Origin of the sequence: Streptomyces sp. CC228A, from assembly GCF_021390935.1 — a bacterium.
Taxonomy (GTDB): Bacteria; Actinomycetota; Actinomycetes; order Streptomycetales; family Streptomycetaceae; genus Streptomyces.
In genome coordinates, this window is the sequence record NZ_JAJPUI010000009.1 from 75923 (window position 1) to 92895 (window position 16973).

General features: G+C 73.1%; 17 protein-coding genes. 13 read left to right on the plus strand and 4 right to left on the minus strand.

Features of this window, described 5'->3' with window-relative positions; translation table 11 throughout:
- Positions 1 to 831: 831 nt before the first annotated feature.
- Complete coding sequence (locus L6E17_RS23850; protein ID WP_236242919.1) at positions 832 to 1296, plus strand: hypothetical protein; 465 nt, start codon at positions 832 to 834, stop codon at positions 1294 to 1296.
- A 24-nt stretch (positions 1297 to 1320) separates the two neighbouring features.
- Here L6E17_RS23850 and L6E17_RS23855 read toward each other — a convergent pair whose 3' ends face one another.
- Complete coding sequence (locus L6E17_RS23855) at positions 1321 to 1737, minus strand: DUF1992 domain-containing protein (protein WP_236242799.1); 417 nt, start codon at positions 1735 to 1737, stop codon at positions 1321 to 1323.
- A 109-nt stretch (positions 1738 to 1846) separates the two neighbouring features.
- Between L6E17_RS23855 and L6E17_RS23860 the strand changes: the two genes are divergently transcribed.
- Positions 1847 to 2737 carry a ketopantoate reductase family protein gene (locus tag L6E17_RS23860; RefSeq protein WP_236242800.1) on the plus strand — a complete coding sequence of 297 codons (891 nt, stop codon included), beginning with the start codon at positions 1847 to 1849 and terminating at the stop codon, positions 2735 to 2737.
- Positions 2738 to 2917: 180 nt separating this feature from the next.
- On the opposite strand, the gene L6E17_RS23865 is transcribed toward L6E17_RS23860, so the two are convergent.
- Positions 2918 to 3121 carry a cold-shock protein gene (locus L6E17_RS23865; protein ID WP_071273049.1) on the minus strand — a complete coding sequence of 68 codons (204 nt, stop codon included), beginning with the start codon at positions 3119 to 3121 and terminating at the stop codon, positions 2918 to 2920.
- 364 nt (positions 3122 to 3485) lie between these two features.
- On the opposite strand from L6E17_RS23865, the gene L6E17_RS23870 reads away from it, so the two are divergent.
- On the plus strand, positions 3486 to 4346 hold the full coding sequence (locus L6E17_RS23870; protein ID WP_236242906.1) for a menaquinone biosynthetic enzyme MqnA/MqnD family protein: 861 nt from the start codon (positions 3486 to 3488) through the stop codon (positions 4344 to 4346).
- A gap of 1 nt (position 4347) precedes the next feature.
- Here the strand turns inward: L6E17_RS23870 and L6E17_RS23875 are convergent, their stop codons facing one another.
- On the minus strand, positions 4348 to 5403 hold the full coding sequence (locus tag L6E17_RS23875) for an esterase family protein (RefSeq protein WP_236242801.1): 1056 nt from the start codon (positions 5401 to 5403) through the stop codon (positions 4348 to 4350).
- A gap of 274 nt (positions 5404 to 5677) precedes the next feature.
- Here L6E17_RS23875 and L6E17_RS23880 point away from each other — a divergent pair, with 274 nt between their 5' ends.
- From L6E17_RS23880 to L6E17_RS23900, 6 genes are all read left to right on the plus strand, one after another.
- Entirely contained in the window at positions 5678 to 7108 is a 1431-nt protein-coding gene (locus tag L6E17_RS23880) for a serine/threonine-protein kinase (RefSeq protein WP_308315929.1), read from the plus strand.
- The gene (locus L6E17_RS31175) at positions 7105 to 7470 is read left to right on the plus strand and encodes a hypothetical protein (protein WP_308315930.1); all 366 of its coding nucleotides are present in this window, start codon (positions 7105 to 7107) and stop codon (positions 7468 to 7470) included. Before L6E17_RS23880 ends, L6E17_RS31175 begins: the two co-directional genes overlap by 4 nt.
- 107 nt (positions 7471 to 7577) lie before the next feature.
- On the plus strand, positions 7578 to 8774 hold the full coding sequence (gene mqnC / locus L6E17_RS23885; RefSeq protein ID WP_236242802.1) for a cyclic dehypoxanthinyl futalosine synthase: 1197 nt from the start codon (positions 7578 to 7580) through the stop codon (positions 8772 to 8774).
- Between the two features lie 14 nt (positions 8775 to 8788).
- Complete coding sequence (locus L6E17_RS23890; RefSeq protein WP_236242803.1) at positions 8789 to 9433, plus strand: hypothetical protein; 645 nt, start codon at positions 8789 to 8791, stop codon at positions 9431 to 9433.
- Between the two features lie 137 nt (positions 9434 to 9570).
- Entirely contained in the window at positions 9571 to 10266 is a 696-nt protein-coding gene (locus tag L6E17_RS23895) for a demethylmenaquinone methyltransferase (protein WP_236242804.1), read from the plus strand.
- Positions 10267 to 10638: 372 nt separating this feature from the next.
- Positions 10639 to 11931 (plus strand): geranylgeranyl reductase family protein, encoded by a 1293-nt coding sequence (locus L6E17_RS23900; protein ID WP_236242907.1) that lies wholly within the window; start codon positions 10639 to 10641, stop codon positions 11929 to 11931.
- Between the two features lie 294 nt (positions 11932 to 12225).
- Here L6E17_RS23900 and L6E17_RS23905 read toward each other — a convergent pair whose 3' ends face one another.
- A complete protein-coding gene (locus tag L6E17_RS23905) occupies positions 12226 to 13077 on the minus strand; it encodes a C40 family peptidase (RefSeq protein ID WP_236242805.1) in 852 nt (283 codons plus the stop codon).
- A 739-nt stretch (positions 13078 to 13816) separates the two neighbouring features.
- Between L6E17_RS23905 and L6E17_RS23910 the strand changes: the two genes are divergently transcribed.
- From L6E17_RS23910 to L6E17_RS23925, 4 genes are read left to right on the plus strand one after another with little or no spacing between them, the layout of a single operon-like run.
- Positions 13817 to 14176: an NADH-quinone oxidoreductase subunit A gene (locus L6E17_RS23910; protein WP_071264774.1), complete on the plus strand. Its 360-nt coding sequence runs from the start codon at positions 13817 to 13819 to the stop codon at positions 14174 to 14176.
- Between the two features lie 59 nt (positions 14177 to 14235).
- Positions 14236 to 14790, plus strand: coding sequence for an NADH-quinone oxidoreductase subunit B family protein (locus L6E17_RS23915; RefSeq protein WP_236242806.1), 555 nt, complete (start codon positions 14236 to 14238; stop codon positions 14788 to 14790).
- Positions 14787 to 15638 (plus strand): NADH-quinone oxidoreductase subunit C, encoded by an 852-nt coding sequence (locus L6E17_RS23920; protein WP_236242807.1) that lies wholly within the window; start codon positions 14787 to 14789, stop codon positions 15636 to 15638. The genes L6E17_RS23915 and L6E17_RS23920 overlap by 4 nt, the downstream gene beginning before the upstream one ends.
- On the plus strand, positions 15635 to 16966 hold the full coding sequence (locus L6E17_RS23925; RefSeq protein WP_236242808.1) for an NADH-quinone oxidoreductase subunit D: 1332 nt from the start codon (positions 15635 to 15637) through the stop codon (positions 16964 to 16966). Before L6E17_RS23920 ends, L6E17_RS23925 begins: the two co-directional genes overlap by 4 nt.
- The last annotated feature ends 7 nt before the right edge of the window (positions 16967 to 16973 follow it).

A 16973-nucleotide genomic window follows, 5' to 3' on the forward strand; every position in this document is an offset into this window, starting at 1 on the left:
GGGGCTGCGCCCGATGAGGGTCCCGCCGCCGTAGAGGGCGCTGCTGCTCCCGGCCCTGCTCGTACTCCGTCGGCGGCTCCCACCCCGTCGGTGGTTCCGGCTCCGTCGGCGGCTCCCACCCCGTCGGCGGCTCCCACTCCGTCGGCGGCTTCTGCGCGCTGCGGGGCTCCGGCCCGGTCGGCGGACCCTGCGCGGTCCGTGGCTCCTACGCGGCCGGTGGCCCCTGCCGCGTCCGCCGCACCCGCCGCACCCGCCGCCCCGGGCATCCCGCGGCAGAGCCCGACAGTCCCCGGGCCCGCCCCCACCTTCAAGCCCCCTGCCAGGCCTGCGCTCGCCGTTGCTGGGGAAGGAACCCTCACCCCCGCGCCCGCCGCTCCGTCGGTATCCAGCCCCAGGCCCGCCACCGCACCGGGGCCCACCCCCGCCTGGAGCGCCGCGCTCGCCGCTCCGGCGGTACCTGGCCCGAGGCCCGCCACCCCACCGGAGCCCACCCCCGCCTGGAGCGCCGCGCTCGCCGCTCCGGCGGTACCTGGCCCGAGGCCCGCCACCCCACCGGAGCCCACCCCCGCCTGGAGCGCCGCGCTCGCCGCTCCGTCGGCACCCAGCCCCAGGCCCGCCACCAAGCCCGCCCCCGCCCGAAGCGCCGCGCCCGCCCCTGGCGGTCAGGAAGCCGCCGCTCCCGCAGGGACCGCCGCACCCGGCGTACGGCCCCCGGCGCCCGCCCGGCCCGCGGCTCCTGCCTGCTCCCCTGCACCCGCCGCCCGGCCCGCGGCTCCCGTTGCCCAGCGCACCCCGGAGCAGAGGCCGACACCCGCCACACCCGGTCCCGCCGTGAAGGAGGCGCCCGCCGCCGTCGCGGCGGAGACAGCCCCGCCCTCCGCTGTGGACCCCGCGCCCGCCGCGAGGCGCAAGGCGCCGCTGCCCGCGCCGCGGAACGCCGACCCCGAGCGGCTCCGGGTGGCCGCTGGGCTGCTGGCCGAACTGCGCTGCCACGATCCGCGGCTGCTGCTCGCCGAGGCGGACGTCCGGCGCCTCGCCCCCGCCGTCGCCGCCTGGCTGGAGCGGAACGCCGACCCCGTCGCCGTACGCCGAGGGCTCACGCACGGGTTACCCGGGAAGATGGCGTACCCCGCCGGGATCCTGGCGCACCGGCTCGCCGAGCTGATCCCGCCGCCCCTGCCCGACAGGCCCGCCCCGGACCGGCCGCACCCGTTCCACACCTGCGAGGGCTGCGACCGGGCCTTCCGCGCCCCGGAACCCGGGCGCTGCCGGGACTGCCGCCCGCCGTCGCCCTGACCCCGCAGGGTCCCGGTCCGCCCGCTACGCGCGCCGGTCCCCGTCGTCGCGGTGCGTGCGCCAGTCACGGACGAGGGCGTCCACGTCGAGGGGCTTCAGGTGCAGCGGAGGGCCCGGGGGCGGGCGGCGCACCGCGGCGGCGATCTTCTCGTTGAGGTCCGCCGCGAGGCGGCGTACCTCCGCCTCGGAGGACGCCCGGGCGATCCGCTCCAGGGCCTCCTCGGCCTCCTTGCGCAGGGCCAGCGCGGGCGGCAGGGCGGACAGCCCCTCGCGGCGCATCTTGCCCTTGATCCACCACAGTTCGTCGTACGGCGCCGAGTCGTCGGGCAGCGGCTTGCCCAGGCCCGCGAGGTCCTGGAACGCGCCGCGCTCGGCGGCCTCGCGGATCTGCTTGTCGACCCATGACTCGAAAGTGACACCGGGAGGTTTCCGCTCGGTCATGGCTTCAGGGTACGAGGCGGCGCGCCCCTCCCGGCGGGACGGGCATTTTCCGCGTACGCCCGGCGTTGATCATGCATCAGCCGATGCGACAGGGGGGAAGCGCGTGAGCGTGAACGGACGTCTGACGGTGGCCGTGCTGGGGCCCGGAGGGGTGGGCGGGCTGCTCGCGGGTCTGCTCGCCCGGGGCGGGCACCGGGTGGTCTGCCTGGCGGGGGAGGAGACCGCGGGTGCGCTGCGTGACGGAGGGATACGGGTCCGCAGCGGGCAGCACGGGGACTTCCACGCGGCGGTCGAGGCCGGTACCCGGCTGGCGGACGCCCCGGACCTGGTGCTGGTCGCCGTGAAGGAGACGGCCCTGCGGGAGGCGCTGGAGCGGGTGCCCGCCGACGTGCTGCGGGACGACACCCTGGTCGTGCCCCTCCTGAACGGGATCGACCACCTGGAGCTGCTGCGCGAGCGGTACGGGCCCGGGAGAGTCGCGGCCGGGGCCATCCGGGTGGAGGCCACGCGGGTCGCGCCCGGGGTGATCGAGCACGGCACGCCCTTCACGGACGTGGAGCTGGCGGGGCCCGAGGCGCTGCGGGAGCGGCTGGAGGCACTGGCCGGGGTGCTGCGCGGCGTGGGGATCGGGGTGAGCGTGGGGCAGGACGTGGAGGCGGCCTTGTGGGGGAAGCTGGCGCTGCTCGCGCCGTTCGCGCTGCTCACCACGCGGTACGGCCTGCCCATCGGTGAGGTGAGGACGGCGCGGCGTGACGAGCTGGTCGGTGCCGTGGGGGAGGCCGTCGCCGTCGGCCGGGCCGCCGGGGTGCCGCTCGACGCCGAAGCGATCGTGGCGCGGTACGACGCGTTCCCCGCCGCCACGAAGTCCTCCATGCAGCGGGACGCCGAGGCGGGCCGGCCCCTGGAGCTGGACGCCGTCGGCGGCGCGCTGCTGAGGGCCGCCGAGCGGCACTCCGTACCCGTACCGGTGCTGTCCCGGCTGGTGCGGGAGATCGGCTGAGGGCCTGCGGCCCGGCCCGGGAGCGGGAAGCCTGCGGCGGGCGCGCGGCGGAGGTCGGCGCCCGCCCCCCGGTTGCCTTGCGTACGGCTCCCGGCGGGCGGCGTTTGCCTTCGGGAAAAAGGGCAGGGGCCCCGTTCGCAGCGGAAACGCTGGAACAGGGCCCCTTGGGGTACTGCTAAGTCAGGAGACCGTGACGTTCTCCGCCTGCGGGCCCTTCGGGCCCTGCGTCACGTCGAAGGTCACGACCTGGTTCTCCTCAAGCGAGCGGAAACCGTTCGCGTTGATCGCGGAGTAGTGGACGAAGACATCCGGGCCGCCGCCGTCCTGGGCGATGAAGCCGAAGCCCTTTTCAGCGTTGAACCACTTGACGGTTCCGGTAGCCATAAAGCCCTCCTTGGGCCAAAGGGTCGCCCTGCTCCAGAACCTGCAAACAAGTCTGAAAACTACGAGAGCCCGCGGTTACATGCTCCGCAGGCTCTGTACTGCAAGGGAAACCAAACTGCAACTTGCGTTGAGCCTAGCACGCACGGTCCGAGCAGCGGTAGAGGGAAAGATCACCCCTTCAAGATGTCACCCGGATGTTTGAACGGGGGCGGTCCGGGTCAGGGGCGGATTTCCACCCCCCTGGAGGCCCCGCCCTGCGGGTGCCCCGCCGTGCCGCGCACCCCCCGCAGGGACCCGGCGGCGGGCGGCCCACCCGGTGGGACGGGGGCCGTCCGGCGGGGTCTAGCCTCACCATGTGGACACAGTGGACACCTCTCGGCGTACCCGGCCCCGTGTCGGGCACATCCAGTTCCTGAACTGCCTACCGCTCTACTGGGGGCTCGCCCGCACCGGGACCCTGCTCGACCTGGAGCTCAGCAAGGACACCCCGGAGCGGCTCAGCGAGCAGCTCGTCGCCGGGGGCCTCGACATCGGTCCGATCACCCTCGTGGAGTACCTGCGGCACGCCGACGAGCTGGTGGCCTTCCCGGACATCGCCGTCGGCTGCGACGGGCCCGTCATGTCCTGCGTGATCGTCTCCCAGCGGCCCCTGGAGGAGCTGGACGGCGCCCGGGTCGCCCTCGGCTCCACGTCCCGCACGTCCGTACGCCTCGCCCGGCTGCTGCTCGCCGAGCGGTACGGCGTGGCGCCCGACTACTACACCTGCCCGCCCGACCTGGGCGTCATGATGCAGGAGGCGGAGGCGGCCGTGCTGATCGGCGACGCCGCGCTGCGGGCCTCCCTGCACGACGCTCCGCGGCTCGGGCTCCGGGTCCATGATCTGGGGCTGATGTGGAAGGAGTGGACCGGGCTGCCCTTCGTGTTCGCGGTGTGGGCGGCGCGGAAGGACTACCTGGCCGCCGCGCCCGAGGTCGTGGCGGAGGTGCACGCGGCGTTCCTGGCGTCCCGGGACCTGTCGCTGGAGGAGGTCGGCAAGGTCGCCGAGCAGGCCGCGCGGTGGGAGGCGTTCGACGCGGAGCTGCTGGAACGCTACTTCACCACGCTGGACTTCCGGTTCGGCCCCGAACAGCTCGCCGGAGTGCGGGAGTTCGCCCGCCGGGTCGGCCACGCGGCGGGGTTCCCGGCGGATGTGCGGGTGGAGCTGCTGGGGCGTCGGCGGGGATGACTCACGGGGACGGGACGGGCGCCTGCATGTGCTTGCTGATCCACTCGATGGAGCCGTCCCCCATGCCCCGCACATAGCTCCTGGCGTTGTGGCCGCCGCCCTCGATGACCTCCAGGCGGGTCTTGACCGGGCCCTTGCCGTACTTCCCCATGAACGAGCGGAGGTTCTGCAGGCCGGACTCCTCAGAGCCGATCTGGAACGCGATGTAGACGTCCCTGGCGGGGTCGCTCGGCTGCTTCGACAGGGCCTCGGCCAGCTTCTCCGGGTTGTTCGCCTGCTTCTCCGCCTCGTGGCCCGCCCACAGCGGGGAGTCCGGCACCGTGTCGGGGCCCGACGCGATGACCGCCTTGAACTTCTCCGGGTGCTTGAGGACCGACTTCAGGCCGACGAAGGCCCCCGACGAGGAGCCCATGAAGGCCCAGCCGTCCCGCGAGGTGAATGTACGGAAATTCGCCCTGACGAAATCGGGAACGTCTTCCGTCATCCAGGTGCCCATCTTCTCGCGGCCCGGTATGTCGCTGCCGTCGTAGTAGTGGGTGTCGTCCGGGTTGAGCACCGGCATCACGACGATGAAGGGCAGGCTTCTGCCGTCCTTCGACCACCGGCTGATGCTGCTCTGCAGCTTCAGGTCGGTGCCCATCCAGTAATTCTTGGGGTAGCCGTTGCCGCCCGGCAGGGCGATCAGCACCGGGAACCCGCTCTTCGCGTACCGCGGTTCGAAATACTGCGGCGGGGCCCAGACCCACACCCGGCCCGTGAAGCCGGACTTCCTGCCCTCCAGGGTCGTGACGGCGATCTTCGTGCCGTCCTCGACGGTGTTCGCCTCGGTGAACTCGGCGCGCGGGCCCGTCGGGAGCAGGGTCTTCGCCGCCGCCCCGTCGGCCGGGTCGCCGTTCTTCCCCGAGTCGCGTTCCGCCGGGGCGCCGGCCCGCGCGGTGGGGGAGGCGGCCGCGGCCGCCGGGGTGTCGAACGAGACGGGCTCGCCGGAACAGCCCGCGGCCAGCGTGAGCGAACCGAGCGCGGCGGCTGCCGCGAGGGTCTTCAGCGGACGTTTCATGGAAGGTCTCCGGGACGTGTGCTTCTGGTGGCGGACGGGCGGGGGCGTCGTCGACTACGGCCGGATAGATGGGGGAATGCCTGGATGGGTTGGCTCACGGGCCTGTGATCCCGCAGGCAATCCCTGGGAGGTCTGCCGCGGCGGGCTCTACGCTGCTGTCGCGGACGCCGCCGCGCACGCCGCCGCGACACCGCGGTGCGCGTCCGCCGCGGCACCGCCGCGGGCGCCGGGCCCGCGGCGGACGCACGGGTACGGAATCGGGGAGCACCGGCACATGCAGCCGTTGGATGCGGACGAACCGCGGGTCATCGGTCCCTACCGACTGCTCGGCAGGCTCGGCGCGGGCGGCATGGGCCGGGTCTACCTGGCCCGCACCGAGGGCGGCAGGACCGTGGCCGTGAAGGTCGTGCACCCGCACTTCGCGCTGGACGAGCAGTTCCGGGAGCGGTTCCGCCGCGAGGTCGCCTCCGCCCGGCGGGTCGGCGCCCGGTGGACCGCGCCCGTCCTGGACGCCGACCCGGAGGCGCCCGTCCCGTGGGTCGCCACCGGCTATGTCGCCGGGCCGTCGCTCGCCCAGGCGGTCGCCGCCCACGGGCCGCTGCCCGAGCGGTCCGTGCGGGCCCTGGGCGCCGGGCTCGCGGAGGCGCTCGCCGCCGTCCACGCCCTCGGGCTCGTCCACCGCGACGTCAAGCCGTCCAACGTGCTGCTCGCCCTGGACGGCCCCCGGCTCATCGACTTCGGGATCGCCCGCGCCACCGACGGCACCGCCTCCCTGACCTCCACCGGCGTGTCCGTCGGCTCGCCCGGCTACATGTCGCCCGAGCAGATCCTCGGCAAGGCGGGCGGCCAGGGCGTCGACGGGGCCACGGACGTCTTCTCCCTGGGCGCCGTGCTCGCCTTCGCCGCGACCGGCGTCCCGCCGTTCTCCGGCGACTCCTCGGCGGCCCTGCTGTACAAGGTCGTGCACGAGGAACCCGAGCTGGCCCCGGAGCTGGCGGGCACGCTGCGGGAGCTGGTGGCCGCGTGCCTGGCCAAGGACCCGGCCGCCCGCCCCGCGCCGGGTGAGCTGGCCGCCGCCCTGGCACCGGACGGCGCGGCCGCGTCGATGGCGGGCGGGTGGCTGCCGCCGCCGGTCGTGGAGGACGTCAGCCGCGCCGCCGTACGGCTGCTGGACCTGGAGGCGGGCCCGCACGGCGCGGCACCGGCCCAGGACGCGCCGGGACCGCACGAGGGCCGGGTGCGCGTACGGACTCGGGCACGGGGTCCTGGCCGGGCGCCGGTACGGGGTCGGGGCCGGTGCCCTTCACCGGTACGGCGACCCCGCCCCCGCCCACCGCGGCCGACTCCGCCGGGGCCTTCGGGCCGCCGCCCGTCGCCCACCTGCCCACCGAGGATGCGGTGCCGCCGCCGCCCCGCACCCCACCGGTCTCCCCGTCCGCCGCCCCCGGCACCGAACCCGCCGGGCCGCGCGGCGGCCGCAAGGCGAGGGGCGTCGTCGCCCTGGCCGTGGCGGGCGCGCTCGCCGCCGTCACCGCGGGCGCGGCGGTGCTCTTCGACGTGCTCCCGGGCGGCGGCCGGCCGGGCGGCGGCCCCACCGCGGCCTCCCAGAGCCCCGGTGCCTCCGGGTCCGGATCCGGAGGCGGCTCCGGCGGCACCGCGCCGACCGGACCCTCGCCTTCCGGCGCCGGGTCGCCCGCGGCCGTGACCTCCGTGCCGAAGGCGTTCGTCGGCACGTGGAAGGGCCCCTTCAGACTGACCTTCGCGGGCACCGAGATATCGGCGGGCACCTTCACCGTGGTCCTCACCGAGGGCGGCACCGGCGAGCGCGTGGGCACGGTCAACCAGTTCGACGCGTTCGGCAACTTCACCTGCGAGGACGACATCACCCTGACCAGCGCCACCGAGGACACGCTGCTGGTCGAGGGCAGGGCCAGCGCCAAACCCCACAACCGGTGCACCAGCGGCGCCCACACGGTGAAGCTCAAGCTGAACGGGGAGCGGCTGGAGTACACCTCGGACGAGCCGCGCGCGGGCAACCCCACCGCCACCCTCGACCGCTTCCGCTGAGCAAAGGCTCCGGCGCCCCGGGCGAGCGAAGGCCCCGGGCGGCCCGCGCGGCCCCCTGGCGTAGGCTGAACCAGTCCGCCCGCAACCCGCCGAAAGGTACGCAACCGGTGACCGAGAAGGCCGAGCTGCAGTCCGTTCTCGACCGCGCCGCCGACGGCGGGCGGATCACCCCCGAGGAGGCGCTGGAGCTGTACCGCTCCGCGCCCCTGCACGCGCTCGGGGCCGCCGCCGACGCCGTGCGGCGCCGCCGCTACGCCGGTACGGAGCACATCGCGACGTACATCATCGAGCGGAACATCAACTACACGAACGTCTGCGTCACCGCCTGCAAGTTCTGCGCGTTCTACGCCCCGCCGAAGAGCGGCAAGGGCTGGACCCGCGGCCTGGACGACATCCTGCGCCGCTGCGCCGAGACCGTCGAGCTGGGCGGCACGCAGATCATGTTCCAGGGCGGCCACCACCCGGACTTCGGCGTCGAGTACTACGAGGAGCACTTCTCCGCCATCAAGAAGGAGTTCCCGCAGCTCGTCATCCACTCCCTCGGGGCGTCCGAGGTCGAGCACATGGCGCGGATCTCCGGCGTCGGCGTGGAGGAGGCCATCCGCCGCATCCACGCCGCCGGCCTCGACTCCTTCGCCGGCGCGGGCGCCGAACTGCTGCCGGAGCGCCCGCGCAAGGCCATCGCCCCGCTGAAGGAGTCCGGCGAGCGCTGGCTGGAGATCATGGAGATCGCGCACGGCCTGGGTGTGGAGTCCACCTCCACGATGCTCATGGGCACGGGCGAGACCAACGCCGAGCGCATCGAGCACCTGCGCATGATCCGCGACGTCCAGGACCGCACGGGCGGCTTTCGCGCCTTCATCCCGTACACCTACCAGCCCGAGAACAACCACCTGAAGGGCCGGACGCAGGCGACTCTCTTCGAGTACCTGCGCATGATCGCCGTCGCGCGGATCTTCCTCGACAACGTCGCCCACATCCAGGGCTCCTGGCTCACCACCGGCAAGGAGATCGGGCAGCTGTCGCTCCACTACGGCGCGGACGACCTCGGCTCGATCATGCTGGAGGAGAACGTCGTGTCCTCCGCGGGCGCCAAGCACCGCTCCAACCGGATGGAGATCATCGACCTCATCCGGAAGGCCGGGCGCGTGCCCGCGCAGCGCTCCACGACGTACGAGCACCTCGTCGTCCACGAGGACCCGGCGAACGACCCGGTCGACGACCGCGTGGTCTCGCACATCTCCTCGACGGCCATCGAGGGCGGCACCGCCCACCCCGAACTGAAGCTGCTCACCTCCAACTGACGGTCCGGTCCGGGATGCTCACCCTGCACACCTCGCCCCTCGTCGTCCCCCTGGCCGGCGAACCGGTGCCGGAGGGCGCCGTGCTCGTGGACGGCGGGCGGATCGCCGCCGTCGGCCCGTACGAGGAGCTGGCCGCCTCCCGCCCGGAAGCGCGGGTGCGGCGCTGGCCGGGACTGCTGACGCCCGGCCTGCGGCAGTGGCACACCCGCTGGCTGCTGACGCGGCTCTACCACCCCGACCCCAGGGAAGCGGACCGGCTGGGGACCGAACCCGTCCCCGTCGACGCGCTGGCCGCGCCCGAGACGTACGACTGGGCGGGCAGCGCGCGGCGCGGGGTCCAGCGCATGCTGGCGCACGGCACCACCGCCGTCGCCGCCACGGGCGGCTTCCCGGACCCGGTGCGGCCCGCCGTGGCCCGGTCCGGGCTGCGGGTGGTGTCCGCGCTCGGCGGCCCCGGCATCCTCGTGTCCGGCCCGAGCCTCGACCCGCTCGTGGAGGGCCGGGACCTGCCGGGCGCCGTGCACGGGCCGCTGGAGGTGGGCGGCCCCGCAGACCTCGCGGTCTTCGACGTCCCGGACGCCGCCGCCCTCCGGGAACGCGGCGCGGCGACCTGCGTGGCGACCGTCCTGGGCGGCCGCCTCGTCCACCGGCGGGCGTAGGCCGTCACGGCCGGAGGGCCCCGTCCGGCCCTGCGGCGGCGGTGCGGACGGCAGGGCCTCGGGCCGCCCTGCACCACGCATGGCAGGGCCGGGGCGTGCCGTCCCGGCCCTGCCGCGGCCCTGCTTGAATGGGCTGCGTGACCCGAGCAAAGCTGGACAAGCAGCCGCACGAAGTCGCCTCGATGTTCGATGACGTCGCGGCCCACTACGACCTCACCAACGACGTCCTCTCCCTCTTCCAGGACCGGCGGTGGCGCAAGGAGGTGGCCAGGGCCGTCGACGCCCGGCCCGGGCAGACCGTCCTGGACCTGGCCGCGGGCACCGGCACGTCCTCCATGGCCTTCGTGGAGAGCGGCGCCTATGTCGTGCCGTGCGACTTCTCCCTCGGCATGCTGAAGGAGGGCAAGCGGCGCCACCCGTGGCTGCCGCTCACCGCCGGCGACGCGACGCGGCTGCCGTTCCGCGACGACGCGTTCGACGCGACGACCATCTCCTTCGGGCTGCGCAACGTCCAGGACACCGACGCCGCCCTGCGCGAGCTGTACCGCGTGACGAAGCCCGGCGGGCGGGTCGTCATCTGCGAGTTCTCGCACCCCACGTGGGCGCCGTTCCGCACGGTGTACGAGGAGTACCTGATGCGGGCCCTGCCGCCGATCGCCCGCGCCGTGTCCTCGAACCCCGACGCGTACGTCTACCTCGCCGAGTCCATCCAGAGCTGGCCCGAGCAGCGGGAACTCGCCGGCATGCTGCAGAAGGCGGGCTGGTCGAAGGTGGCCTGGCGCAACCTGACCGGAGGCATCGTCGCCCTGCACCGGGGCGTCAAGGCGCTCTGACGGCAAGGCGCCCTGACGGCAAGGCGCCCTGACGGCCAGGTGGTTGCAGGTCCCGGTGGGGCCGGGCCAGGTCCCGGCGGCGCCGGTCCGGGAGGAGGGCCGGTCGGCTGCTGCCCGGCCCCGGCGGCGCGCCCCGGCGGCGCAGGGCCGACCGGAGCCCGCGCCCCGTACCGCGGTGGTCGGAGGGACGACCGGCGGAGGCGTGGCGGCAGGCGAACGGCTCGCCGCGGCGCGTCCCGCCCGACCGGCGGGCCCGCGGTGCGGGGGCGGGGCCGGGCACCGGGACGGGGCGGCGGCGGGGCCCCATAGACTGCCCGGTGTCCAGTGCCCCTGCACGCGAACTCGAGCCTCGGGAGACCCGCCGTGACCGCCGTGACCGAGACCCCCTCGACCCCCTCCGAACGCACCGCGGACGTGATCGTCGTCGGGGCGGGACCGGCCGGTTCGACCGCCGCCTACCACCTCGCCAAGTCGGGCCTCGACGTGCTCCTGCTGGAGAAGACGGCGTTCCCGCGCGAGAAGGTGTGCGGCGACGGCCTCACCCCCCGCGCGGTGAAGCAGCTCGTCGCCATGGGGATCGACATCTCCGAGGAGGCGGGCTGGCTCCGCAACAAGGGGCTGCGGATCATCGGCGGCGGGGTGCGGCTCCAGCTGGACTGGCCGGACCTCGCCTCGTACCCGGACTACGGACTCGTCCGCAAGCGGGACGACTTCGACGAGCAGCTCGCCCGGCAGGCCCAGAAGGCGGGTGCCCGGCTGTACGAGCAGTGCAACGTCGGCGCGCCGATCGTCGACGACCGCACCGGGCGGATCACCGGCGTGCACGCCAAGGTGGGCGAGGAGAAGACGCCCGTCACCTTCCACGCCCCGCTCGTCGTGGCCGCCGACGGCAACTCCACGCGGCTGTCGCTGGCCATGGGGCTGCACCGGCGCGACGACCGCCCCATGGGCGTCGCCGTCCGCACGTACTTCACGACGCCGCGGCACGAGGACGACTACCTGGAGTCCTGGCTTGAGCTGTGGGACCGGCGTGGCCCCGAGGACCGGCTGCTGCCCGGCTACGGCTGGATCTTCGGCATGGGCGACGGCACGTCCAACGTCGGCCTCGGCATCCTGAACTCCTCGTCCGCCTTCCGCGAGCTGGACTGGCGGGAGGTGCTGAAGGCGTGGTGCGCGTCCATGCCGGAGGACTGGGGCTTCACGCCCGACAACATGACGCAGCCCATCCGGGGCGCCGCGCTGCCGATGGCGTTCAACCGGCAGCCGCACTACACCCGCGGGCTGCTGCTGGTCGGTGACGCGGGCGGGCTGGTCAACCCGTTCAACGGCGAGGGCATCGCGTACGCCATGGAGTCCGGGCAGCTGGCCGCGGACGTCGTCGTGCAGGCCCACGCCCGCACGACGCCGGCGCAGCGGGAGCTGGCCCTGCAGAACTACCCGAAGATCCTGAAGGACACCTACGGTGGGTACTACACGCTCGGCCGCGGGTTCGTGAAGCTGATCGGCAACCCGAAGGTCATGAAGATCGCCGCGCAGCGGGGCCTGACCCACCCGATGCTGATGCGGTTCACGCTGAAGCTGCTGGCGAACCTCACCGACCCGACGGGCGGCGACGCCATGGACCGGATCATCAACGGGCTGTCGAAGGTGGCGCCGAAGGCCTGACCGCACGGCGAAGGGCCGGTGCTCGCCCCTGGCGGGGGAGCACCGGCCCATGCGTGTGCGGGGAGACGGGCGGGCCGACGACCGGGCGCGCAGCGGGCCCGGCGGGTCACGCCACTGCGCGGGTCAGCGGGCCGCACCTCCCGGGGCGCCGGGCCGTACGGGGCCGACGCAGCGTGCCGCGTGGGGCCACAGTGCCGCCTCGCACGCAGCCGACGCACCGCGCAGCGCACCGCGCCGCGTGGAGGCAGGCGACCACCGGCCACCGCGCCGCACGGTGGCCCACGGCCTCGCGGGTCAGAGGATGCGCACCGCGCCCGACGGGCGGTCCCAGTCGAGGGAGCGCTCGACGACGCCCGTGCTCGGGTTCTGCGCGCCGACGAACTTGCCGCCGCCCACGTAGATCGCCACGTGGTACGAGCCGCTGCGGCTGCCCCAGTAGAGGATGTCGCCGGGCTGCAGGGCGTTCAGGGAGACGGAGGTGCCCATGCTGGACTGGGAGCCGGAGACGCGCGGCAGGTCGATGCCGGCCTGCCGGTAGGCGGCCTGCACGAGGCCGGAGCAGTCCCAGGCGTTGGGGCCGGTGGCGCCCATGACGTACGCGTCGCCGACCTGGGCGCGGGCGAAGGCCACGATGGCGGCGGCGGAGCCGCTGGCCGGGGCGGAGACGGTGCTGCTGCCCGTGCTCGCGGAGGCGGAGGCGGACAGGGTGGTGCGCCCGCTGCTGCGGGAGGCGCGCTCCCGGGCCTCGGCTCGGGCGCGCGCCTCGGCCTCGCGGGCCCGGCGCTCCTCGGCCTCCTTGGCCTTGCGCTCGGCCTCGGCCTTGCGGTCCGCCTCGTCCTTGGCCTTCTTGGCGTCCTTGGCCGCCTTCTCGGCCGCCGCGTCCTCCTGCGCCCGGAGATCCTGGACGAGGGCGTCGTGCTGGGTCGCCTCGGCGGAGGCGGCGACCGCGGTGGACAGCGCCTCGGAGAGGTCCACGCCGGCGAGCGTGGGCATCTCGATGGTCTCGGTCACCGTCTCGGCCTGGGCGGGCGAGGCGGCCACCGCGATGGTGCTGAGGACGCCACCGGCAACTCCGGCGCGCAGCGTGAGCTTCGAGGCGCTGCGGCGGGGCTTCCGGTGGCTGGGTATGTGAGCGGTGTGGGACATGGGTACAACCGCTATCAGGGGGTTACGGTTCCCTTCAAGAAACGTGTGTTGCGCCACAGTTGCGCCTGGAGGGCCTGAATCCGTTTTCTGCGCGCCTTTATTGACGCCCTAACGGACATTTCGGTCCCGGGGCATCGGGCCCATGATCAAGGGTTTTCGGTAAAACGCCCGAATTGCCGCCCACTTACCACTCGATGCGCCAGTTGGCCAAGCCCGCAATATCTGACGGGTTGTCGTACGTGGCGCAGGTCACAGGACGGCAACATCCGTCGGCATGTGCCTCTCGTGAACGCGCGCACGCGGGGTGTCCGCGTCCACCTCCGTACCCGAGGGGCCCTCGCGCGAGTGGGGTGAGTCCCCCTATCACCCGCAGGAGTCCGGGGCGAATTTGCTTGCTATGCGAATCCTTTGATAGGGCGCACCCCCTCCGACCAGCGCTGACCGGCGCAGATGTCGCGGATCGTCACCACTTGAACACGCCTGGTGTGAGGATGACCGTTCATCCGAATTCATGATCGTTCGCCAGGTGGCAGAGATCACAAAGACGTTGACGCACCCCGTGTCGCAGATCACAGATCGACGGGCATAGGATGCGTGGCAGACGGGCTTGTGAACTGCCTCACATGAAAGCGATCTTCCCGCTCCGAGAGGGGTCGGCGGGGTCGGCGGAAGCGGGGCGGCGGGACGCACGCCCGCGGTGCGGTCCAACGGTCAAGGACGACTGGAAGGAGCGAGGAGCGTGAACATCTACACGCCCATCCTCGTGCTCGGCGCCCTCGGCGCGGCGTTTGCGATCTTCTCCGTGGTCATGGCCACGCTCATCGGCCCCAAGAGGTACAACCGGGCCAAGCTGGAGGCGTACGAGTGCGGCATCGAGCCGACGCCCACGCCGGCCGGAGGCGGCCGCTTTCCCATCAAGTACTACCTGACGGCGATGCTCTTCATCGTCTTCGACATCGAGATCATCTTCCTCTACCCCTGGGCCGTCACCTTCGACGCGCTGGGGCTCTTCGGCCTCGTCGAGATGCTGCTCTTCGTCCTCACCGTCTTCGTCGCCTACGCCTACGTGTGGCGGCGCGGCGGCCTGGAGTGGGACTGAGCAGGCATCGGGGCCACTGGGGTTACTGAGGAGTTACTGAGGGGCTGAAGGGCACACTCATGGGACTCGAAGAGAAGCTGCCGAGCGGATTTCTGCTGACGACGGTCGAGCAGGCCGCGGGATGGGTGCGCAAGGCGTCCGTCTTCCCCGCGACCTTCGGCCTCGCGTGCTGCGCCATCGAGATGATGACGACGGGCGCGGGGCGCTACGACATGGCGCGCTTCGGCATGGAGGTCTTCCGCGGCTCCCCGCGCCAGGCCGACCTGATGATCGTGGCGGGCCGGGTCAGCCAGAAGATGGCCCCCGTCCTGCGCCAGGTCTACGACCAGATGCCCAACCCGAAATGGGTCATCTCCATGGGCGTCTGCGCCTCCTCGGGCGGCATGTTCAACAACTACGCGATCGTGCAGGGCGTCGACCACGTCGTCCCCGTCGACATCTATCTGCCCGGCTGCCCGCCGCGCCCCGAGATGCTGCTGGACGCGATCCTCAAGCTCCACCAGAAGATCCAGTCGTCCAAGCTCGGCGTCAACGCGCGCGAGGCGGCCCGCGAGGCGGAGGAGGCGGCGCTCAAGGCGCTGCCGACGATCGAGATGAAGGGGCTGCTGCGGTGACCGACAGCCAGGCGAACGGGCCCGAGCCGATCCGGCGCGAGTCGAACCAGCCCAAGCCGACCCGGCCGGACTCCGGGCCGCCCGAGCCCACCCGGCCCGAACGCTCACGCGAGCCCGCCGAGGCCCACGAGCCGAACCCCGAGAAGGACCTCGCCGCGCAGAACCTCCCCGGGCAGCGCGGCGAGCACGGCGAGGAGATCCGCGTCCAGCGCGGCATGTTCGGCGCGAACAAGGGCGGCGACACCACCGGATACGGCGGCCTCGTCCGCTCCATCCGCCTGCCCGGCGCCGCCACCCGCCCCTACGGCGGCTACTTCGACGAGGTCGCCGACGAACTCGAAGGCGCCCTGGAGGAGCAGGGGCTCCTCCCCGGCAACGCCATCGAGAAGACGGTCGTGGACCGCGGCGAACTGACCTTCCACATCGCCCGCGAGCACCTGCCCCTCGTCGCCCGCACCCTGCGCGACGACCCCGCCCTCCGGTTCGAGCTGTGCCTCGGCGTCAGCGGCGTCCACTACCCCGGCGACACCGGCCGCGAGCTGCACGCCGTCTACCACCTGCGCTCGATCACCCACGGGCGGCGGCTGCGCCTGGAGGTCAGCGCGCCGGACCGCGACCCGCACATCCCGTCGCTCGTCGCGGTCTACCCGACCAACGACTGGCACGAGCGCGAGGCGTACGACTTCTTCGGCATCGTCTTCGACGGCCACCCGGCCCTGACCCGGATCATGATGCCGGACGACTGGCAGGGCCACCCGCAGCGCAAGGACTACCCCCTCGGCGGCATCCCCGTCGAGTACAAGGGCGCCCAGATCCCGGCTCCGGACCAGCGGAGGTCCTACTCGTGACCAGCTACCACGCGCCAGAAGCGGAAGCCCGCGAGACCACCGAGGGCACCGTCTACACCGTCACCGGCGGCGACTGGGACGAGGTCGCCGCGTCCGCGGCGCAGGCCGACGACGAGCGGATCGTCGTCAACATGGGCCCCCAACACCCCTCCACGCACGGGGTGCTCCGGCTGATCCTGGAGATCGACGGCGAGACCGTCACCGAGGCCCGCTGCGGCATCGGCTACCTCCACACCGGCATCGAGAAGAACCTCGAATACCGGACGTGGACCCAGGGCACCACCTTCGTGACGCGCATGGACTACCTGACGTCGTTCTTCAACGAGACGGCGTACTGCCTCGGCGTGGAGAAGCTCCTCGGCATCGAGGACCAGGTGCCCGACCGGGCCACCGTCATCCGCGTCCTGCTCATGGAGCTCAACCGGCTCTCCTCCCACCTCGTGGCCATCGCCACCGGCGGCATGGAGCTCGGCGCCACCACGATCATGATCTACGGCTTCCGGGACCGCGAACTGATCCTGGACCTGTACGAGCTGATCACCGGGCTCCGCATGAACCACGCGTTCATCCGCCCCGGCGGCCTCGCCCAGGACCTGCCGCCCGGCGCCGTCGACCAGATCCGCGAGTGCGTGAAGACACTCCGCAAGAACCTGCCGGAGTACGACAAGCTCGCCACCGGCAACCCCATCTTCAAGGCCCGCATGCAGGACATCGGCCACCTCGACCTGGCCGGCTGCATGGCGCTCGGCGCCACCGGACCGATCCTGCGGGCCACCGGCCTCCCGCACGACCTGCGCAAGTCCGACCCGTACTGCGGCTACGAGACGTACGAGTTCGACATCCCGACCGCCGACACCTGCGACTCCTACGGCCGCTTCCTCATCCGCCTGGAGGAGATGCGCCAGTCGCTGCGGATCGTCGAGCAGTGCCTGGACCGGCTCGAACCCGGGCCCGTCATGGTCGCCGACAAGAAGATCGCCTGGCCCGCGCAGCTCGCCCTCGGGCCCGACGGCCTCGGCAACTCCCTCGACCACATCAAGAAGATCATGGGCACCTCCATGGAGGCCCTGATCCACCACTTCAAGCTGGTCACCGAGGGCTTCCGGGTCCCCGCCGGACAGGTGTACGCCGCGGTCGAGTCGCCCAAGGGCGAGCTCGGCGCCCACGTCGTCTCCGACGGCGGCACCCGCCCCTACCGGGTCCACTTCCGCGACCCGTCCTTCACCAACCTCCAGACCATGGCGGCGATGTGCGAAGGCGGCATGATCGCCGACGTCATCGTCGCCGTCGCGTCCATCGACCCCGTGATGGGAGGCGTCGACCGGTGACCGACGT

Excerpts from the sequence above, each read along its gene's own strand:
- L6E17_RS23855 (WP_236242799.1), bottom strand. The coding sequence starts at position 1,737 with ATGACCGAGCGGAAACCTCCCGGTGTCACTTTCGAGTCATGGGTCGAC.
- L6E17_RS23865 (WP_071273049.1), bottom strand. The coding sequence starts at position 3,121 with ATGGCTACCGGAACCGTCAAGTGGTTCAACGCTGAAAAGGGCTTCGGC.
- L6E17_RS23875 (WP_236242801.1), bottom strand. The coding sequence starts at position 5,403 with ATGAAACGTCCGCTGAAGACCCTCGCGGCAGCCGCCGCGCTCGGTTCG.
- L6E17_RS23880 (WP_308315929.1), top strand. The coding sequence starts at position 5,678 with ATGCAGCCGTTGGATGCGGACGAACCGCGGGTCATCGGTCCCTACCGA.
- L6E17_RS23890 (WP_236242803.1), top strand. The coding sequence starts at position 8,789 with ATGCTCACCCTGCACACCTCGCCCCTCGTCGTCCCCCTGGCCGGCGAA.
- L6E17_RS23905 (WP_236242805.1), bottom strand. The coding sequence starts at position 13,077 with ATGTCCCACACCGCTCACATACCCAGCCACCGGAAGCCCCGCCGCAGC.
- L6E17_RS23915 (WP_236242806.1), top strand. The coding sequence starts at position 14,236 with ATGGGACTCGAAGAGAAGCTGCCGAGCGGATTTCTGCTGACGACGGTC.